The following is a 16,828-nucleotide window of genomic DNA, read 5'->3' on the forward strand; positions in this document are numbered from 1 at the left end:
GTTATTACTACTTTTCTTTTCGAAAGAATAAGAACGTAAACATCAGAATTTAACGAAAGCTTGTACGTCAAACTTATTCTTAAATCGAAAGTTACAAGGTAATTTATCTTGCGATTTAAATGCCGGAGGCATGGGCCCGCTCACGGCCCCGGAGCCGCCGAACGGAGTATCATGACGATGACCGGAGGAAGGTATATGAGCGACCGCCGCACCATCATTGCGTTGCCGCTGCTAATTGCAGGGCTAGTGGCATGGCCCCCGCTGGGCGCCGCCGCGCCGCCCAGGCGACTGCTGGTGGTTGACACCCAGAGGACAGAGCCCTATATCACCATCACCGGTGCGATGCTCGAATCGCTTGCAGGCCACGGCTTCGTCGTCGGCCGCAACCTGGACGTCGAACGCTATTCGCTCTCGCAGTTTGAGGGCGCGGCTACCCACATCTGGGAGCTCAAGCACGGAGCGAACTTTGACGTGGTGTACATCGCCGGCACCATCGCGGCCCAGGCATTTGTGAAGATAGCGGCGGAGCATCCCAACAGCCGTTTCGTCTTCGCTTCCGTCACCGATCCGGTTGGCCTGGGAATGATCGGCGGCTTCGGCGTGGCGCCGACCCGGAATATGACCGGCGTTTCCTTTCCGGTGCCGGTCAAGGACCGTCTGCGATTCGTACGGCGGCTGATGCCGCGCGCCCGCACCATCGGCCTGATTCATGGCGACATGCCGCAGTCGGCCAGCTATCGCGCATGGCTGGAAAAAATGCTGGCCAGCGACCCCGAGTTTAAAGACTTGAAGATTCTGTACCGAAGCGTCAAGTTCGTCAGGGGCGACAACGGCACGCAGCGCATGGCGATGCAAACGGTGCCGCTGATCGAAGAGCTCAACGACCAGGTCGACCTGTTTCTCGCGCCGAACGATCAAATGGGCATCAATCCGGAGTTTGCCCGCACCATGGTCAAGTACGCGAACAAACCGCTGGTCGGCATCATCGAACCTGACGCCCGTGCGGGATGGGGAGCGACCATGTGCATCTACCCGTCGCTGCCGGGCATGGGACAACAGGCTGGAAGGATGATCGCCCGCCTGCTGGCCGGCGAGCCCATTGCCGCGATTCCGGCCGAAACGCCGGCCAGGATAGGTGTGGCCTTCGACCTCAAACTGATCAAGCGATTTGGGATTACGGTGCCCTCCGACTTGATGGATGCGGCGAAAGAGTCCGTCGCGGCCGCTGATCCGCCGCATTGACACGGCCACCACAAGGTGTCGTAAAGCCGGCATGCCGCAGCCAAATAATTTACAGAATGCTTGATTCCCGTCACTACGCGGTGTAGAACGTTAATATTGTCCGCACCCAAGGCGCCCGGCTATGAAGGCGCCCTGCCCGTTTCTTAGCAGGAGAGATCGAGTGAAAACATGGCGAATTGTGCTGCTTCCGCTTGCTTGCATCATGCAGCAAGCCCTGGCCCAGAACGGCGTCAGCCTGTATGGCGTGGTCGATCTGGCCGTCGTCGCCGACCGCGACTCCGGCAAGTCGACCACCGCCGTCAACAGCGGGCAGCAGACCGCCTCCCGCTTCGGCTTCAAAGGCAATGAAGACCTCGGCGACGGCATGCGCGCCAGCTTTGTGGTCGAATCCCAGATCGAAGCCGACACCGGAAATCCATCGTTCGCCGGGCGCGCCTTCGGCAGCCAGAGCTGGGTTGGATTGTCCGGCGCCTTCGGCAGCATCAAGCTGGGCCGGATGTTCACGCCCTACTTCGGCGCCATCGCCACCAATGATCCGTTCGACGCCAAGGGACCGGGCGAGTCGACCCGGGTGTTCCAGGATTCCGGCGTGCGCATGGACAACACGGTAAAATACTCGCTGCCGGATCTGCATGGCTTCTATGCCGACCTGGCCTACGGCGCCGGCGAGGTGGCCGGCAATGCATCGGCGAATCGCCAGGTCAGCGCCGATGCCGGCTATGCTGCGGGACCGCTGAATGTCGAACTGGCCTACCACGACACCAATGATGCGCTCGGCGTGCGCGCGGCGCGCAGCACCTTGGTGGCGGGGAATTACGACTTCGGTCCGCTGCGGGGCTGGATGGTGCTGGCGCGCAGCCGCAATAACGCCACGCTCGACACCCGCGATACGCTGGTGGGCGTCAGCATCCCGTTTGGCCGCAGCCTGATCGCGGCCGATGTCGTGCACAAGACCGACCGCATCGTCCGCAATGCCAATGCCACCCAGTTGGCGCTGGGTTATTACTACACACTTTCAAAGCGGACCAATTTGTATGTCGTCAGTTCGAATTTACGCAACGGCAGCGCCGCAAGCTACCAGGCCGCACTGCCGGGCGGCACGCGCCGGCTGGTCGCCGCTGGCATGCGCCATCAATTCTGAGTGGGGAACGCCATGAGTGCACGTCATCGCTTCATCCCGCTGTTGCTCGGCGCGCTGGTGGCCTGCTTATCGAGCCCGCTGGCTGCCGCCGACACGGTCCGCATGGCCTTCGGCGAAAAGATACCGCCGTTTTGTTTTCCCGAGACCGATTCCGGCATCGAAGTGGAAATACTGCGCGAGGCGCTGGCCTATCGCGGCCATGTCATGAAGCCGCACTACTATCCCTTCGCCCGCATCCCGGTCGCGTTCAAGGCCGGCGATGTCGATGCCGCCATGACCGATCTGGGCGAAGACATGGAGAAATGGGGCGCGTACTACGGCGATCCCGCGGTTTTCTACGACAACGTCTTCGTCAGCCTGAAAGAACGCCACCTGGACATCAAGACGCCCGACGACCTGCGCGGCCTGACCGTCATCTCGTTCGCCGGCGCCGCCAAACGCTATCCGGAATGGCTCGACGAGGTCAAGAAGGCCGGCCACTACTACGAGCAGAACGACCAGGCGCTGCAAGTGCTCACGCTCGATCGCGGACGCTACGACATCGTGCTCAGCGACCGCAATATCTTCAGGTATTTCACGCTGCAACTGAAACTGAATAAAAGCTTCCATCCCAAGGCCGTGGTGGAGCAAAGCTTCGTCAAGTTCAACCCAATGGACTATCGTGCCGTGTTCCGCGACAAAAAAGTGCGCGACGATTTCAATGCCGGCCTCAAGCACTTGAAGGACAGTGGGCGGTTCAACGCGATCTATCAAAAATACCTGGGCGACGGCAAGGGTGGCTAGCGCTCGCCTGGCCGAGATCAGCGCAGCATGTCCGCCTTCAGGAAATACTTGCGCGCATACTTGAGCAGCTGGCCGTCGGTGGGATGGTCGGCGCTTTCCACGCTCATCACGCAGTGGGCGACGGCCGGATGATGCTTGATCAGATGCTTCATCAGCTCCAGCTTTTCCTGCGCCGGGCCGACGATCCAAAATCAACCGAGCTGGGGCATTTAGGAGTAGCCTGTCAATTCCGACTCAACCGGGGAGTGTCCATGCAGAACGTGGTTTATCACTTTCGCTTTGCCGACGGCCAGAGCGCGAGTTGCGCAGTCGGCGACGTTGCCGCGGAGGAGACGTCTGGCTTGCCGGCATGGACCGCGTTGGCGTTCCAGCAGTGCCCCAACTGCCCGCTGCCGCCCGGCAGCACGCCCCATTGCCCGATGGCGCTGCGTTTCGTTCCCCTGATCGCGATGATGGGCAAGCTGCGCTCCTACGAACAGGTCGAGGTGCGGGTCGAGATGGCCGAGCGCAGCGTCGCCAGGCACACCACCGTGCAGCGCGGCGTGGGCGCCTTGATGGGCCTGCTGGCGGCCAGCAGCGCCTGCCCGCACACGGACTTTCTGCGTCCGATGGCCCACTTCCACCTGCCGTTCGCGACCGAGGAGGAAACCATCTACCGCGCAGCCTCCACCTATTTGCTGGGACAGTATTTCATCGCCCGCGACGGCGGCGCGCCGGACTGGGAACTGGACGGCCTGAAGGCGCGCTACCTGGCGCTGCAAAGCGTCAACAGCGCGATGGCCAAACGCCTGCGCCACGCGGTCGACGAGGATGGCGCCATCAACGCGCTGATCATCCTCGACTTGCTGGCCAAGGCGCTGCCCTACTCGATCGACGATAAACTGGACGATATCAAGGCGGCCTTCGCCGCCGTTCGCTGATCACACCGCCTGCGGATGGACCAGCCGGCGCAGGTCCATCGACAGGCCGGCCAGTTGCGAGGCGGTCTGCAGCGTCTGGGTCGAGCTGGCCTCGGTCTCCTGCGTGGTCTGCGCCACGTCCGACACCGCGATGCGCACCTGGTCGGCCGCCGTGGCCTGCTGCTTGGTCGACAGCTCGATCTCGCGCACCGCCTCGGTGGTGGTGCTGACCAGGTCGGAAATCTGCTTGAACGCCAGCGCCACCTCGGCAAACTGGCGCGCGCCCAGGTCGACCGCCTTGGCGCCGCTCTCGGTGGCCATCACGGTGGTGTTGACGGCGCCGCGCACATCGTCGATCTGGATGCGGATGCCCTTGGTCGAGGCGGCCACGCGGTCGGCCAGCTTGCGGATTTCCTCCGCCACCACGGCAAAGCGGCGGCCCGCCTCGCCGGCGCCGCTGGCCTCGATGGTGGCGTTGATGGCCAGGATGTTGGTCTGCTCGGCCAGCTCGGAGACGATGTCGAGCACGGCGCCGATCTCCTGCGACTTGCGGCCCAGGTCCAGCATGTGGCTGACCACCAGGTCGGTCTGGCGGCGGATGCCGGCGATCGATTCCTGGCCCCGTTCCACCGTGCCCTCGCCGCTGCGCGCCGCGCCCGCGGTCTGCTCGGCGATCTGCGCCACCCGCTGCGCGCTCTCGGCGATCTGGCGCGAAGTCACGCCCAGCTCGCTGATGGTGGTGCTGATCTCGCTCATGGCGCTGGCCTGCTCGCGGGCGCCGGACGCCTGCTGGGTGGCGGCGGCCTGCAGTTCGGCCGAGGAGCTCTGCACATGGCCCACCGCCATGCCCAGCCGGTCGGTCAGCGAGCGCGTGATGGTGAAGCCGGCGGCGATCACGAACAGCAGGCACAGCAAGGTGCCGCCGACGATGGTCATCTTGGCGCTGTTGGAGGTGGCGTCCGCATCGGCCTCGCGCTTGCTCAGCAGGGAGAGTTCTTCGCGGCTGATCTGTTCGCACACCGCGCGCAGGGTGTCCATCACCTTCTTGCCCTCGCCGCTCAGCACGATCTTCATCGCTTCATCCCCATGGCCGGCCTTGCGCAGGTCGATGGTGCGCTTGAGCTCGTTGAACTTGGCGGTCACCAGCGTCTCGGCCTGGCCTATCCTGGTCTGCTGGCCGGGGTTGTCCACCGTCAGGCTGCGCATCTCGGCCAGCACCGTCGGCGTGGCGGCGGCGGCCGCCAGGAACGGTTCCAGGTAGGCCGGGTCGCCGGTCAGCAGGTAGCCGCGCTGGCCGGTCTCGGCGTCCTTCATCTGGCTCACCAGGGCGGTCACGTGCTCCAGCACCTTCTGCGTATGGTTGACCGAGCTGGCGGTGGCGATCAGCACGTAGATGCTCCAGTAGGCGGCGACGCCGATCGCGATCAGGAAGGTCGACGATACCGCGAAGCCGAACGCCAGCTTGCGTCCAAAGGTCCAGTTTTTGTTCATGATGCCTCGCTCCCTCAATTCCCCAACCGGCGGATCGGTCCGCCTACCCTTGCATGCTCAAATGGCGACGCCCTGGCTATGCCGGCCCCAGGATGCGTGTGACCTCGGCCATGAAACTGTCGTAATCGATGGGTTTTTCGATGTAGCCGTCGAAGCCGGCCGCCAGCATGCGCTCGCGGTCGCCCTTCATCACGTAGGCGGTCAACGCCACCACCGGTATCGCTTGCGTGAGCGGGTCGCCCTTGAGGATGGCGACCGCCGCGATGCCGTCCAGCTCCGGCATCTGCACATCCATCAGGATCAGGTCCGGCCTCTGCTCGCGGGCGATGGCGATGCCGGCGCGCGCCCGCTCGGCGCAGTACAGCGTGTGCCCGCCGCTCTCGAGCATGATGCTGGTCAGCAGCATGTTGCCGGGCGTATCTTCAACGATCAGTATGCGTGCCATCTTCCACCCCGCTTATCGTGCTTGCCTCATTGCCGCGGCTCGTCGGCGCGCTGTTGCAGCGCGCGGCCGACCTCGAACAGGAACTGCCGGCGGCTGAAGCTGTCCTTTTCCATGATGCGCAGCACCTGGCCGCTCAGGCGCCGCTTGTCGTCGTCGCTGACGCTGCGGTCGCTCAGCACCAGGATCGGCACCTCGGCGGCGGCGCCGTGGCGCAGCGCGGCGATCACCTCGAAGCCGCTGATGTCGGCCAGCACCAGGCCGATGATCAGCAGGTTGGGCCGCAGCGCCGGCATGGCCGCCAGCGCGCTGGCGCCGTCGGCGTAGCACTGCACCTTGTAGTTCAGCGCGGCCAGGTCGCCGCTCAGCCGCGCGCAGGTGGCGGCGTCGTCGACGATCACCACCGTCGGCGCCAGCGCGTCGTCGTCGCCCAGCCCCAGCGCATACACGGCGTCGCGCAGGCTCTGGTGCGACACCGGCTTTTGCAGCAGCTGCGCCGCGCCCAGCACGCAGGCCTTCATTTCCTCGGCCAGGATGGAGACGATCACCACCGGCACGCTTTCCAGCCGGGGATTGCTCTTGATCTCGTCCAGCACCGCCCAGCCGCTGGCGTCGGGCAGCAGCAGGTCGAGCGTGATCAGGTCCGGCACGTCGCTGCGCGCCATGGCCAGCGCGGTGACGGCGTCGCGCGCGTGGCTGACGGCGAAACCGATGCTCTCCAGATGCAGCTGCAGCAGTTCGGCCGCGTGCTCGTCATCCTCGATCACCAGCACCCGGCGGCTGGCCGGATCGGGCGCCGGGGCCTGCGCTTCCAGCCGCAGCGGCAGCCACACCGAGAACTGCGCGCCCAGCCCCGGCGCGCTGGTGACGCCGACCGTGCCGCCGTGCAGCTCGGCCAGGCGGCTGACCAGCGCCAGGCCCAGCCCGCTGCCCTCGTGCTGGCGCGAGCTGGACGAATCGAGCTGGCTGAAGGTCTCGAACAAGGCCAGCAGGTCGGTGGCGGCGATGCCGTCGCCGCCGTCGCGCACCCGCACTTCCAGGAATTCGAGCTCGCCGCCGGCCGGCAGCGGCAACAGCCGGCTGGTCCATTCGCCGTCCTCGCCGTAGCCGACGTCGGGGCGCCGCACGCGGTGCAGCGACAGGGTGACGCGGCCGCCGTCGTGGCTGAACTTGACCGCGTTCGACAGCAGGTTGTAGACCATCTGCCGGAACTTGCGCAGGTCGACCTGCACCGGTCCCAGCGGCGCGCATGGCAGGAACTCCAGCCCGATGGCGCGCCGCGCCGCGCTGTCCTGCACGATCGACAGGCAGGCGCGCAGCACGGTGTTGGCGTCGACCGGCTCCAGCGCCAGGTCCATCTTGCCGGCCTCCACCTTGGACAGGTCGAGGATGTCGTTGATCAGGCCCAGCAGGTGCCTGCCGCTGGCCAGCACATGGCCGACGCAGGTCTGCTGCTTGGCGCTGAGCTCGCCGGTGACGCCGCGCGCCATCAGGTCGGAAAAGCCGATGATGGCGTTGAGCGGCGTGCGCAGCTCGTGCGACATATTCGACAGGAACTCGGACTTGAGCCGGTTGGCCTGCTCCAGCTGGCGGTTCTTTTCCGCCACCTCGCGCTGGCCCTCTTCCAGCGCCTGCACGGCCTGCTCCAGATCGCGGTTCTTGTGTTCCAGCTCGGTCAACAGCGCGGCCCGGCTTTCGGCCAGCGCGCGCGCGGCGCGCATTTCCGCCGCCTCCAGCTCCTTGCCCATCAGCTCGGCGCGGATGCGGCGGCTCTCGTCCTCGAACTGCTTGCGCCGCAGCTGGGCCCGCACGCGCGCCTTGAGCACGTCGAAGTCGCTCGACTTCAGCACATAGTCGTCGGCGCCGGTGGACAGGCCCTCGATCATCGCCGCCCGGTCTTCCATCGCGGTCAGCATGATCAGCGGGATGTCGCGGGTGGCGGCGTCGCCCTTGAGGCGGTAGCAGGTGTCGGTGCCGGACAGGCCGGGCATCAGCCGGTCCAGCAGCACGCAATCGACCTTCTGCACCTTCAGCAGCGCCAGCGCCTGTTCGCCGGATTCGGCCAGGATCATGTCGTAGCCCTCGTCGCCCAGCACCTCGGCCAGCTCGAACAGATAGGTGCGGCTGTCGTCCACCGCCAGGATGCGCTGGCCGGCCTGCGGCGCCATCGGCTTGCCGCCGCCGTCCACATTGCGCAGCACCGCCGCCAGCCGCGCCAGCAACATGCCGGCGTCGCCGTCCTTGCGCACGAAGGCGTCGGCGCCGGCCTCCAGCGCGTGCAGTTCGGCGCCCTGCTCGTCGGCCCCGGTCAGCAGGATGCAGGGCACGGTGCGCAGCGCCGGGTCGAGCCGCAGCCGGCGCACCACGGCGGCGCCGTCGATGCCGGGCAGCACCCGGTCCACCACCAGCGCCGCCGGCCGCCGCAGCGCCATCGCCCGCAAGCCTTCCTCGCCGGTATGGGCCAGCGCCACCTGGTAGCCCTGCTCGCGCAGCAGCGCGCCCAGCTGTTCGCGGTAGGTCAGGCTGTCGTCGATCACCTGCACCAGCGGCGCGGCGTCGGCCGGCGCGCCGGCCAGCTCCAGCAGCTGCATCGCGCGCGCCACCAGGCGGTCGCGGTCGTAGGGCTTGCCGACATAATCGTTGGAGCCGGTCAGCATGCCGCGGATGCGGTGGCTGACCTGGGCTTCGCTCGACAACACCAGCACCGGCAGCGCGGCGCCGGCCTCGGTGGCGCGCACTTCGCGCAGCAGGTCGATGCCGTCGCCGTCGGGCAGCATCACGTCCAATATCATCAGGCCCACTGGCTGGCCGGCCATCACCGCGCGCGCCTCGGCCAGCGTGGCGCAGGCGATGGTGGCGATCTGGTGCTCCTCGAACGCATCCTCCAGGTCGGCCCGCACGGTCAGGCTGTCGTCGACGATCAGTACCGGTGCGGTCATGGCGCCCTCCAGGTCGCCAGCGCGGCCAGCGCCGGGCCGATCTCCGCCAGCGGCAGGATGCGCTGCGCCGCGTTCAGCAGCGCGGCCTCGCGCGGCATGCCGTACACCACGCTGCTCGCTTCGTCCTGGGCGATGGTCAGGCCGCCGGCGTCGCGCAGCGCCAGCATGCCGCGCGCGCCGTCCTGGCCCATGCCGGTCAGCAGCACCGCGGCGGCGGCCGCGCCGCATTGGCGCGCCACCGAGTCGAACAGCACGTCGACCGACGGCCGGCACGAGTGGCGCTCCGGCCCGCGCTCGCACACCAGCTGGCGGCCGCGCAATTCCAGGTGCAGGCCGGGCGCGGCCAGCACCACGCCGCGCGCGGGCAGCGGCTGGCCGTGGCGCGCCAGCCGCACGTCCAGCGCGCAGTGGTCGTCCAGCCAGTCGACGAAGGCGGTGCCGAACGGTTCGGCGATATGAATCACCACCAGCATCGGCAGCGGAAAATCGGCCGGCAGCGCACCCAGCACGTCGACCAGCGCGCGCGGTCCGCCGGTCGAGGCGCCCACCGCGATCAGCCGCAGGCCCTGCTGCGGGATGGTGGCCGGCGGCGCCACCGGCGCGGCGGCGCGCCGTCCGCGCAGATGGGTCACCACCTTGATCTTGGCCACCAGCTTGAGCATGGCGATGTAGTGCTCGCCCCAGCCGAGCTGGTCGGGCCGGGGCTTCTCGATCACGTCCAGCGCGCCGGCCGCCAGCGCCTCGTAGGTGCGGAACAGCTCGCCACGGTTGACCGAGGACGACACCACCAGGATGGGCGTCGGGCAATAGGCCATGATGTATTCGGTGGCGGCCAGCCCGGTCATCACCGGCATCATCATGTCGAGCGAGATCACGTCCGGCCGCAGCGCCAGGCACAGCTCGATGGCCTGCTTGCCGTCCTCGGCCGAGCCGACCAGCTCGACCGCCGGGTCGGCCGCCAGCAGTTCGCACAGGTGCATGCGCACCGTCAGCGAATCTTCCACCACCAGCACCCGTAGTTTGTTCATCGCTGCACCAGCTCCCCGATCCGCGCCAGGAAGGCGGTCTGATCGAATTCGTTCTTGACGATGTAGCCGTTGGCGCCGGCCTCGGCGCCGCGGCGCCGGTGGGCCGCCGTGTCGAGCGAGGTCACCAGCATGGCCGGAATCTCGCACAGCTGTGGATCGGCGCGGATTTCGGTGATGAAGCCGAAGCCGTCCATGCCCGGCATCTCGACGTCGACCAGGAACAGCGCGTAGCGGTTCTGCCGCGCCAGCTCCAGGCCCTCCTCGGCCGAGGCCGCCAGCGCCACCTGGTAGCCGGCCGATTCCAGGATGCTGCTTTCGAGCATGCGGGTGGTCAGCGAATCGTCGACGATCAGGATCGGCAGGCAGGGCGTGGCCACTTCGCGGCCGCTGCTGCGGCGCCGGGTCAGCGCCCGGCCCAGCTCCTCGGGATCGAGCACCAGCCGCGGCTCGCCCTCGATGTCCAGGTACAGGCCCAGCACCATGGGATCGGCCGCCACCAGCGGCGGCAGCGCGCGCAGCACCACGCTGTCGACCCCGCCGAGGCGGCTGGTGGCCAGGGCCAGCAACTCGCCCTGGCTGCGGATCACCACCGCCGTCATCGCGCGCGGCGACCACAGGTGCGCGCCGCGCGCGGCCGCGCCCACCGCCAGCGGCAGCAGCGGCAGCAGCTGGCCCTCGTAGACGATGGCGCCGCCGTCCACGGTGTGCACCACCTGCTCCAGCGGCACCCGCAGCGCGCCGAGCACCGCGTCCAGCGGCAAGGCCATGGTCTGGCCGTCGGCCTCGACCAGCAACACGTCCAGCGCAGCCAAGCTCAGCGGCACGCTCAGCTCGAAGGTGGCGCCGCCCGCGCTGCTGGCGGCCTGGGCCTTGCCGCCCAGCTTGCCCATCGCGGCGCGCACCACGTCCATGCCGATGCCGCGCCCGGACAGCTCGGTCACCACGCTGCTGGTGCTGACGCCGCCCTGCATCAGCCGCGCCAGCAGGCCGGCGCTGTCGTCCGGCGCATCGAGGCCGCGTTCGGCCAGCGAGCGGCGCAACGCCGCCTGGTCGATGCCGCGGCCATCGTCGCGGCAGCGGAACCACACCATGTAGCCGCGCCGCGCCACCTCCAGCACGATGCGGCCGGGGGCCGGCTTGCCCGCCGCCAGCCGCTCGGCCGGGGGCTCGATGCCGTGCGCCACCGCGTTGCGCACCAGTTGCAGCAAGGCGCCCAGCACCACGTCCAGCACTTCGCCGTCGACCCGCAACTGGCCGCCGCGGGCGTCGAACACCACTTGGCGGCCGCTGCTGTGGGCGGCGTCGCGCGCGCAGCGTTCCAGCGTGGTGAAGATGCCGGCCACCGGCACCAGCCGCAGGCGTTCGGCGGCGTCGCGGGTCTGGCGCAGTTCGCGGTCGATGCGCTCGGCGCCGCCGGCCATCCGGCGTTCCAGCGTGTCGAGCTGCGCCACCAGCACCCGGCCGCCCTGCGCGGCCTCGCCCGCCAGCGCCAGTTCGCGCAAGGCGTCCAGCGTGCCGATGGCGCGCCGCATGGCCGCCAGCTCGGTGCCGATCTCGCCCAGCCCTTCCAGCAGCACGTCGACTTCCAGCACGTCGGCGCGGCCCAGCCGCTGCGGCGCCTCGGCCTCGGTTTCAGCAGCGGACCCGCCGCCGGCGGCCTGCACGGGACCGGGCGCCGCGGGGGCGGCCTCGGCTTGCGGCAGCTGCGCCAGCAAGCTGTTCACGCGGTCGCAGGCGGCCAGCAACTGGTCGACGGTGCTGCGCGGCAGCGGCGCTGCGTCGCTGCGCAAGGGCGCCAGCAATTCCTCGACGCCGTGGATCAGGTCGGCGATCTCGGCCTGCCGCACCACCCGCGCCGCGCCCTTCAGCGTGTGGGCCCAGCGCAGCAGCAAGGCGACCTGTTCGGCGTCGCGCACGCCCTGCTCCAGCGCCAGCACGCCCTTGCCGATCTGTTCGATCAGCTCGCGCGCTTCGATGCGGAAATAGCGGTAGGGATCTTTAGCCATGCCCGCCTCCCTGCTGTACGCGGAGGGTGCGCGCCTCGACCTCGGCCGCCAGCGCGGCGATCGCCAGCACCGGCACCACCCCGCCCGCCGTGTGGACCGCCTCGCATTGCTGCCCGTGGCCGCCGGCGTCGGCCGAGGCGATCAATTGTTCGGCGCTGGCGCAGATATGGGATTCGAACGCCTCGAAGGCGAACGCCAGCGGCGCGCTGGCCTGCACCAGCACCATCCAGCGCGGCGCGCCGGCGGCCGCCTTGCCCAGCAAGGTGGTCAGCTGGTAGACCGGCACGATCTGGCCGCGGAAGTTGGTCACGCCCAGCAGTTCCGGCATGGGGCTGGGCACTTCCAGGATGCGGCGGTCGGCGTGCAGGCCGCGGATGTCGGCCAGGCGGATGGCATAGGGTTCGGCGCCTATGCGTATCGTCAGCAGGTTGGCGCTGCCGGCCGCCGGCAGGCTGGGGGCCAGCGCGAACGAACGGTCGAACTGCTCGCGCAGCTGGCGCGCGCTGTCGGCCGGCAGGCTGTTCGGGGTCATGGCGCGGCTCCCAGTGCGGCCAGTTCGGCCCGGCATAATCCGACCAGCGCGCTGCGCGGGAAGCCGCCGCCGAACAGCAGCAGCCGCGAGGCGTCCTCATGCTGAAGCAGGATCAGGGCCTGGGCCAGGTCGCGCCGGGCCGCCTCGGCGTCGCCCATGCGCCGTTCCAGCACGCCGATGTGCAGGCGCGCCAGCGCGAAGCCGGGATCGAGGTAGGCCGCGCTGCGGTAATGGGCCAGCGCCGCCGCGTTGTCGCCGTCTTCCTCGCGGCATAGCGCCAGCACGTACTGGGCGCCGGCGTTGAGCTCGTCGCGCGCCAGCAATTGATGGCAGACGTTTTGCGCCGCCATCAGCGCGCCGCTCTGGCTGAGCGAGATGGCCTTCAAGAGCAGCACGTCCGGGTCCTCCGCATGTTGTTGCGGCAGCTTGTCGATCAGCGCCAGACTTTGCTCGAACTGTTCGTTGTGCAGGCAGGTCAGCGCGTGGTGCAGGTCGGCCTGCGCCGGCGCCGACGGCATGGCGCCGGCGCGCGGCACGGCCACCGCCAGCGTGTCGATGCGTTGCGCGGCGCGGGCGATGACGTCGACCCAGGCCGGGTCGTCGAACAAGGTGGGCCGGGTCTGCACGCCGGTCCAGGGCGGCTGGTTGAAGTCGGCCGGCAGCGGCGCGGCGCCGGAATACAGCTTGCGCTGGTAATAAAAAGTCGCGTGGGTATGGCACAGGTGGAAATCGTGCGACAGGCCGCGCAGGGTTTCCGCGTGGCCCATGAACAGGTAGCCGCCGGGCGCCAGCGCAGCGGCGATGCGCGCCACCGCCGCCTGCGCCTGGGCCGGGCTGAAGTACATCAGCACATTGCGGCAAAACACGATGTCGTAGCTGCCGGGCGCCCACAGCTGGTCGTCGTCCTGGGCCAGGTTGCACTGGTCGAAGCGCACCGAACGCCGCACGCTGTCGTTGAGCACATACAGCTCGCCTTCGCGGGTGAACCAGCGGGCCCGCATGGCCGCACTGACTTCGCGCAGCGACCAGGCCGAGTAGCGCGCGCGCGCGGCCTTGGCCAGCATGGCGGGATTGGCGTCGACGGCGCGGATCTCGACGCTGCCGGCGCCCAGCGGGCCCGCCTCGCGCGCGGTGATGGCCAGCGTGTACGGCTCCTCGCCGGAGGCGCAGCCGGCCGACAGCACCCGCACCGGCAAGCCTTCGCGCGCCTGCCAGCAGGCCGGCAGCGCCACTTCGGCAAAGGCGTGGATTTGCTCGATATTCCGGTAAAAATAGGTCTCGGTGACGGTCAGGTCGACCGCCAGCCGGTGCAGCGCCTCGCATGGCGCCGGCGCCGCCGCCAGCGTGGCGATAAAGGCCGCGCTGTCGCCGCCCGCGTGCAGGGCCAGCACCCGGGCCAGGTTGCCCAGCTTGGTTTCATCGAATTGCAGGCCCAGCCGCTCGGCGATCAGGTCGCGGAACTGCGCCACCTGGGTGGAGGTCGGCTCGAGGTTCATACGGTGGCCTCGCCTGCCGCCAGCGCGTCCCACATGGCCTCGGGCACCATGCGGCCGGCGCGCAACACCAGCAGCAATTCAGCGTCGAGGGTGGCGATCGCTTGCACCAGGCCGTCGTCGCTGGCGTCCAGCAAGGGAGCGATCTCGGCCAGCGCGGCGGCGGCCAGCTGGCGCACGCCGAGCACGCCGTCCACCGCCAGCGCCAGTTGGCGCGGGCCGACGCTTAAGGTGACAAAACGCGACACTTGCGCCGAGCGGGACGGCCCGACCAGGCGCGCGCAATCGATGACGGGAACGGGGACGCCGCGGATCAGGGCCAGGCCGAGCAGGAAGTCGGCCATGGCGGGCACCGGATCGACCGGCAGCGCCCGCATGATTTCACGCACATGGCGCAACGGCAGCGCACACAGGCGTTGCCCGCTGCGGCACAACAGTACTGAATGCAATGCCTCGCTATCGAATGTCATGGAGATCCATTTCACTGAGCAGCACAATGCGTGGGAAGCGGGCTGCGCTTCCATGAAGGTTACAGAAGATTCTAACAGAGAATCTATCCAAAAATCACATGATGTAAATTGGCTTCGGGGCATCACAATCTGCGATTGAGTCATTTTCGCAAGCGCCTTGCATCACCCGTGAGGCTGCGGACAGCGCGTTTTCGTAGAAAACAACGGCTGTATTGATCTCGTGCATTTCATTGCATGAAGGGATAGTATTTATGGTTAGAGTTCCGCCTGCAACTGACAATCCATCCGTGATTGCTTGCGCGCTGCTCCATAGGGGAGTCGCTGATGCGGTCGCGATGGAATACAGGAGCCCATGTCTCGGCGAACGCCTTGACGTCCGGCGCAACAGCGCCTTTTCAGCGCCCGGTGATGGTGGCAAGTGGCATGGCGCTAGTCTGTGCGCTGCACGCCTCGCCCGCCAGCGCCGCACCAGCGGACGGCGATATATTGCAAATGTCGTTCGCCGAACTGGCGGAAATCCGCGTCACCTCGGTTTCCAAGAAACCCGAACGATTGAGCGAGGCGGCGGCGTCGGTGTACGTCATCAGCGGTGAAGACATCCGGCGCAGCGGCGCCAGCAACGTGGCCGAGGCCCTGCGCCTGGCGCCCAATTTGCAAGTGGCCCAAGGCAGCGGCTACGGCTATGCCATTTCCTCGCGCGGCTTCAACAGCAATAGCGCCAACAAACTGCTGGTGTTGATCGACGGCCGCTCGGTCTACACGCCCTTGTTCTCGGGCGTGTTCTGGGACGTGCAGGACGTGGTGCTGGAGGATATCGAGCGCATCGAAGTCATCAGCGGTCCCGGCGGAACCTTGTGGGGCGCCAACGCCGTCAATGGCGTGATCAACATCATCACCCGCCCGGCCCAGCACACCCAGGGCGGGCTGGCCAGCGGCACGGCGGGCGGCCGCCAGTCCGACGCCACCGCGCGCTGGGGCGCCACGCTCGACAGCGGCGTCGCCTACCGGGTCTACGCCAAGCATGTCGAGAGCAGGCACACCGAGTCCGCCGCCGGCCTGGCGATCGCGGACGCGGCCACGATGTCGCAGGCCGGCTTTCGCGCCGACTGGAGCGGTACGGCCGGCCAGTTCATGTTGCAGGGGCGCGTCTACCGCGGCAGCGAAGAGCAGCCGCCGCCGGGCTCGATTTCCGTTTCCATCGCCAAATTCGCTTTGGGGACGATCTCCGTATCGGGCGGCGACCTGATGGCCCGCTGGGAGCGGCCGCTCGACGGCGGTGCGCGGATGAGTTTGCAAGCCTACCTCGACAACAGCGAGCGCACGGTGATCCCCACCTTCGCCGAATCGCTGGCCATCGTCGACCTGCAATTGCAGTACACCTTGGCGCCGGTCGGCGCGCATACCCTGGTCACCGGCATGGACTACCGCCGCAGCCGGGATCGCTTGACCAATAGCGCGTTTGTGGCCTTTCTGCCGGCCGACGTCGATCAGCAATGGTCCAGCTTGTTCTTCCAGGATGAAGTGCGCCTGAGCGAGCAACTGCGCCTGACGCTGGGGGCGCGCTTCGAACGCAACGATTACACTGGCCGCGAAGTGCTGCCCAGCATGCGGCTGGGCTGGACGGTGGCGCCGCGCCAGATGGTGTGGAGCGCAGTCTCGCGCGCGGTGCGCGCGCCATCCCGCCTGGACCGCGACCTGTATGCGCCGGGCGCCGCCCCGTTCGTGCTCAACGGCGGTGCGCCGGTGCGCTCCGAACTGGCCACTGTGTATGAACTCGGCTATCGCGGCAGCGCCGCCAACGTGCTGAGCTATTCGGCCACGCTGTTCCATACCGCCTACGACTTCCTGCGTACCCAGGAGCGCTCGCCGGATGGCAAGCTGGTGTGGTTTTCCAGCATGATGCAAGGCAGCGTCAACGGCGTCGAGATGTGGGGCACTTACCAGGCCCGGCCCGGCTGGCGCCTGAGCGCCGGCTGGAGCGCGCTGCACCAACAGCTGTACCTCAAGCCGGGCAGCGTCGACACCACCAGTGTGGTCGGCGCGCTGCGCGACCCCGCGCATATGTGGATACTGCGCTCCTCCAGCGAACCGTGGGCGCGGACCCAGTTCGACCTGTCGCTGCGCCGGGTGGCGGCGCTGTCGCGGCCGGCGGTGCCGGCCTACACCGCGCTCGACGTCCGGCTCGGATGGCAGGCCGACGCCCGCTGGGAGCTGGCTGCGGGCGGCAACAACCTGATCGGCGGCGGCCATGGTGAGTTTGGCGCCGTCAGCACGCGCAGCCAACTGGAAGCCAGTTGGTACGCCAAGGCCATCCTGCGGTTCTGATTACCTAGCGCAGCACAGTGGAAGGAGCCGGTGTTCC

Annotated in this window: 14 protein-coding genes; 5 read left to right on the forward strand and 9 right to left on the reverse strand. The window is 68.0% G+C overall.

What is annotated here, in order from left to right:
* The first annotated feature begins 195 nt into the window (after window positions 1-195).
* The 3 genes from AC07OK_RS06250 to AC07OK_RS06260 all read left to right on the forward strand — a co-directional run bounded on the left by AC07OK_RS06250 (window position 196) and on the right by AC07OK_RS06260 (window position 3,166).
* Window positions 196-1,242 (forward strand): ABC transporter substrate-binding protein, encoded by a 1,047-nt coding sequence (locus tag AC07OK_RS06250; RefSeq protein ID WP_494689481.1) that lies wholly within the window; start codon window positions 196-198, stop codon window positions 1,240-1,242.
* A 202-nt stretch (window positions 1,243-1,444) separates the two neighbouring features.
* Window positions 1,445-2,383: a porin gene (locus AC07OK_RS06255; RefSeq protein ID WP_494689482.1), complete on the forward strand. Its 939-nt coding sequence runs from the start codon at window positions 1,445-1,447 to the stop codon at window positions 2,381-2,383.
* Window positions 2,384-2,395: 12 nt separating this feature from the next.
* The gene (locus AC07OK_RS06260) at window positions 2,396-3,166 is read left to right on the forward strand and encodes a substrate-binding periplasmic protein (RefSeq protein WP_494689483.1); all 771 of its coding nucleotides are present in this window, start codon (window positions 2,396-2,398) and stop codon (window positions 3,164-3,166) included.
* Window positions 3,167-3,183: 17 nt separating this feature from the next.
* On the opposite strand, the gene AC07OK_RS06265 is transcribed toward AC07OK_RS06260, so the two are convergent.
* On the reverse strand, window positions 3,184-3,318 hold the full coding sequence (locus tag AC07OK_RS06265; protein WP_494689484.1) for a hypothetical protein: 135 nt from the start codon (window positions 3,316-3,318) through the stop codon (window positions 3,184-3,186).
* Window positions 3,319-3,417: 99 nt separating this feature from the next.
* On the opposite strand from AC07OK_RS06265, the gene AC07OK_RS06270 reads away from it, so the two are divergent.
* On the forward strand, window positions 3,418-4,086 hold the full coding sequence (locus tag AC07OK_RS06270) for a DUF6901 family protein (RefSeq protein ID WP_494689485.1): 669 nt from the start codon (window positions 3,418-3,420) through the stop codon (window positions 4,084-4,086).
* On the opposite strand, the gene AC07OK_RS06275 is transcribed toward AC07OK_RS06270, so the two are convergent.
* The 8 genes from AC07OK_RS06275 to AC07OK_RS06310 all read right to left on the reverse strand — a co-directional run bounded on the left by AC07OK_RS06275 (window position 4,087) and on the right by AC07OK_RS06310 (window position 14,466).
* Window positions 4,087-5,556, reverse strand: coding sequence for a CHASE3 domain-containing protein (locus tag AC07OK_RS06275; protein ID WP_494689486.1), 1,470 nt, complete (start codon window positions 5,554-5,556; stop codon window positions 4,087-4,089). It abuts the gene before it with no gap.
* 76 nt (window positions 5,557-5,632) lie between these two features.
* A complete protein-coding gene (locus AC07OK_RS06280) occupies window positions 5,633-6,001 on the reverse strand; it encodes a response regulator (protein ID WP_494689487.1) in 369 nt (122 codons plus the stop codon).
* Between the two features lie 26 nt (window positions 6,002-6,027).
* A complete protein-coding gene (locus AC07OK_RS06285; protein ID WP_494689488.1) occupies window positions 6,028-8,937 on the reverse strand; it encodes a response regulator in 2,910 nt (969 codons plus the stop codon).
* A complete protein-coding gene (gene cheB, locus AC07OK_RS06290; protein WP_494689489.1) occupies window positions 8,934-9,965 on the reverse strand; it encodes a chemotaxis-specific protein-glutamate methyltransferase CheB in 1,032 nt (343 codons plus the stop codon). The genes AC07OK_RS06285 and cheB overlap by 4 nt, the downstream gene beginning before the upstream one ends.
* Window positions 9,962-11,971 carry a response regulator gene (locus AC07OK_RS06295; protein WP_494689490.1) on the reverse strand — a complete coding sequence of 670 codons (2,010 nt, stop codon included), beginning with the start codon at window positions 11,969-11,971 and terminating at the stop codon, window positions 9,962-9,964. Before AC07OK_RS06295 ends, cheB begins: the two co-directional genes overlap by 4 nt.
* Window positions 11,964-12,503 carry a chemotaxis protein CheW gene (locus AC07OK_RS06300; RefSeq protein ID WP_494689491.1) on the reverse strand — a complete coding sequence of 180 codons (540 nt, stop codon included), beginning with the start codon at window positions 12,501-12,503 and terminating at the stop codon, window positions 11,964-11,966. Before AC07OK_RS06300 ends, AC07OK_RS06295 begins: the two co-directional genes overlap by 8 nt.
* On the reverse strand, window positions 12,500-13,999 hold the full coding sequence (locus AC07OK_RS06305) for a CheR family methyltransferase (RefSeq protein WP_494689492.1): 1,500 nt from the start codon (window positions 13,997-13,999) through the stop codon (window positions 12,500-12,502). The genes AC07OK_RS06300 and AC07OK_RS06305 overlap by 4 nt, the downstream gene beginning before the upstream one ends.
* Window positions 13,996-14,466 carry a chemotaxis protein CheW gene (locus AC07OK_RS06310; RefSeq protein ID WP_494689493.1) on the reverse strand — a complete coding sequence of 157 codons (471 nt, stop codon included), beginning with the start codon at window positions 14,464-14,466 and terminating at the stop codon, window positions 13,996-13,998. The genes AC07OK_RS06305 and AC07OK_RS06310 overlap by 4 nt, the downstream gene beginning before the upstream one ends.
* A gap of 423 nt (window positions 14,467-14,889) precedes the next feature.
* Here AC07OK_RS06310 and AC07OK_RS06315 point away from each other — a divergent pair, with 423 nt between their 5' ends.
* Window positions 14,890-16,791: a TOL_0244 family TonB-dependent receptor gene (locus AC07OK_RS06315; protein ID WP_494689494.1), complete on the forward strand. Its 1,902-nt coding sequence runs from the start codon at window positions 14,890-14,892 to the stop codon at window positions 16,789-16,791.
* The last annotated feature ends 37 nt before the right edge of the window (window positions 16,792-16,828 follow it).

Source organism: Duganella sp. GW821-FHT07G03 (assembly GCF_059418605.1).

Bases quoted from the DNA above. Each gene is read 5' to 3' on its own strand.
- AC07OK_RS06250 (WP_494689481.1), top strand. From the start codon at position 196: ATGAGCGACCGCCGCACCATCATTGCGTTGCCGCTGCTAATTGCAGGG.
- AC07OK_RS06255 (WP_494689482.1), top strand. From the start codon at position 1,445: ATGCAGCAAGCCCTGGCCCAGAACGGCGTCAGCCTGTATGGCGTGGTC.
- AC07OK_RS06260 (WP_494689483.1), top strand. From the start codon at position 2,396: ATGAGTGCACGTCATCGCTTCATCCCGCTGTTGCTCGGCGCGCTGGTG.
- AC07OK_RS06265 (WP_494689484.1), bottom strand. From the start codon at position 3,318: ATGAAGCATCTGATCAAGCATCATCCGGCCGTCGCCCACTGCGTGATG.
- AC07OK_RS06270 (WP_494689485.1), top strand. From the start codon at position 3,418: ATGCAGAACGTGGTTTATCACTTTCGCTTTGCCGACGGCCAGAGCGCG.
- AC07OK_RS06275 (WP_494689486.1), bottom strand. From the start codon at position 5,556: ATGAACAAAAACTGGACCTTTGGACGCAAGCTGGCGTTCGGCTTCGCG.
- AC07OK_RS06280 (WP_494689487.1), bottom strand. From the start codon at position 6,001: ATGGCACGCATACTGATCGTTGAAGATACGCCCGGCAACATGCTGCTG.
- AC07OK_RS06285 (WP_494689488.1), bottom strand. From the start codon at position 8,937: ATGACCGCACCGGTACTGATCGTCGACGACAGCCTGACCGTGCGGGCC.
- cheB (WP_494689489.1), bottom strand. From the start codon at position 9,965: ATGAACAAACTACGGGTGCTGGTGGTGGAAGATTCGCTGACGGTGCGC.
- AC07OK_RS06295 (WP_494689490.1), bottom strand. From the start codon at position 11,971: ATGGCTAAAGATCCCTACCGCTATTTCCGCATCGAAGCGCGCGAGCTG.
- AC07OK_RS06300 (WP_494689491.1), bottom strand. From the start codon at position 12,503: ATGACCCCGAACAGCCTGCCGGCCGACAGCGCGCGCCAGCTGCGCGAG.
- AC07OK_RS06305 (WP_494689492.1), bottom strand. From the start codon at position 13,999: ATGAACCTCGAGCCGACCTCCACCCAGGTGGCGCAGTTCCGCGACCTG.
- AC07OK_RS06310 (WP_494689493.1), bottom strand. From the start codon at position 14,466: ATGACATTCGATAGCGAGGCATTGCATTCAGTACTGTTGTGCCGCAGC.
- AC07OK_RS06315 (WP_494689494.1), top strand. From the start codon at position 14,890: ATGGCGCTAGTCTGTGCGCTGCACGCCTCGCCCGCCAGCGCCGCACCA.